This window comes from Actinosynnema sp. NPDC023658 (genome assembly GCF_040639995.1).
Classification (GTDB): Bacteria; Actinomycetota; Actinomycetes; order Mycobacteriales; family Pseudonocardiaceae; genus Actinosynnema.
On record NZ_JBFAAX010001201.1, the window covers coordinates 1 to 1,560 of the forward strand.

Here is a 1,560-nt window from a genome sequence, read left to right on the forward strand (position 1 = left end):
CCGTCGTCACGGGCGAGCACCAGGCGCATGTTGTTGTGCCGCAGGTAGTAGCCGGGGAAGTTGACCGACTGGAACGAGTAGCAGTGCGCGACCATCGCGGCCGACCTCGGAGCGGCCACCCCACCGCACCCGGCGGCCTACGCGTTCGCGCTGGTCCTGGGCGGGTTGTTGCTGGTCCGCAGGCGGTGGCCGGTCGGCACGCTCCTGGCCACGGCCGCCGTGCTGCTGGCGTACCACACGACGTCGTTCCCGCCGGTCGGGTTGGCGGTGCCGATGGCGGCGGCGCTGTACTCGGCCGCGGAACGGGGACGGGTGCGGTGGGCGGTGGGCGTCTCGGCGGGGCTGCTGGTCGTCTCGACCGCCGCTCGTGCCCGGGAGGGTGACGACCTGGCGTACCTGCTGGGCTACGAGTTCGTCGTCTCCGCCGCGCTCATGGCCAGCGTCGTGGCGCTGGGGGACGCCGTCCGCTCCCGGCGGCGTTGGCGGGCGGAGCTGCGCAGACAGGCGCGGGCGGCGGACCTGGAGCGCGAGCGCGAGGCGGCCCGGCGGGTCGAGCGGGAACGGGTTCGGGTGGCCAGGGACCTGCACGACCTGCTCGGGCACACGGTGTCGGTGATCTCGCTGCACGCCGACGTGGCCCGCGAGTCGCTGGTGGACGACCCGGAGACCGCGCGCCGGTCGCTGGTCGCGGTGCGCGCCGCGTGCGGCGACGTCGTCCGCGAGCTGCGTGCCACCGTGCGCGCGCTGCGAGCACCGGACGACCACTCCCCCGTGCCGGGGCTGGACCGGCTGGACGACCTGATCGCCTCGACCCGGGCGGCCGGGCTGGACGTGCGGGTGGAGGTCACCGGACCGCGCGTGCCGCTGCCCGCCGTGGCCGACGCCGCCGCCTACCGGGTCGTGCAGGAGTCGTTGAGCAACGTGCTGCGGCACGCCGACGCGCGGTCGGTCCACATAGGATTGCGGTACGCCGGTGACGGGGTGCGGCTGACGATCCGCGACGACGGCCGCGGCGCGAGCGGTACTGGCTCCGGTTGGGGGATCATCGGCATGCGGGAACGGTTGGCGCTGCTCGGGGGCGTGCTGCGCACGTCCAGCCCGGCGGACGGCGGTTTCCTGGTCGAGGCGGAGTTCCCCGGGGAGGCGTGGTGATCCGGGTCGTGCTGGTGGACGACCAGCCGCTCGTGCGCGAGGGCCTGCGGGCGTTGCTGGACCGGGCGGAGGACATCACCGTGGTCGGTGAGGCCGCCGACGCCGACGCGGGGGTGGCGCTGGTGCGCCGCGAGCGGCCCGACGTGGTGCTGATGGACATCCGGATGCCCGGTGGTGACGGCATCGAGGCCACCCGGCGGATCGTCGCGGACCCGGAGCTGGGGCACGTCCACGTGGTCGTGCTGACCACCTTCGACACCGACGAGCACCTGTTGGACGCGGTGCGCGCCGGCGCGGCCGGTTTCCTGCTCAAGGACACCTCGCCGGACGACCTGCGCGACGCGGTCCGCGTCGTGGCGGGGGGCGACGCGCTGCTCTCACCCGCCGTCACCCGGCGCGTGATGCGCG

General features: G+C 74.9%; 3 protein-coding genes. 2 read left to right on the plus strand and 1 reads right to left on the minus strand.

Going from position 1 to position 1,560, the window contains the following annotated elements; genetic code table 11:
• On the minus strand, positions 1-95 hold a 95-nt coding region (locus tag AB0G02_RS39525; RefSeq protein ID WP_360805452.1), incomplete at its 3' end, for an AbfB domain-containing protein.
• Positions 96-165: 70 nt separating this feature from the next.
• On the opposite strand from AB0G02_RS39525, the gene AB0G02_RS39530 reads away from it, so the two are divergent.
• A complete protein-coding gene (locus tag AB0G02_RS39530; protein ID WP_360805446.1) occupies positions 166-1,152 on the plus strand; it encodes a sensor histidine kinase in 987 nt (328 codons plus the stop codon).
• Positions 1,149-1,560 (plus strand): response regulator transcription factor (locus AB0G02_RS39535; RefSeq protein ID WP_360805449.1); only part of this gene is annotated, 412 nt, incomplete at its 3' end. The genes AB0G02_RS39530 and AB0G02_RS39535, both read left to right, overlap by 4 nt.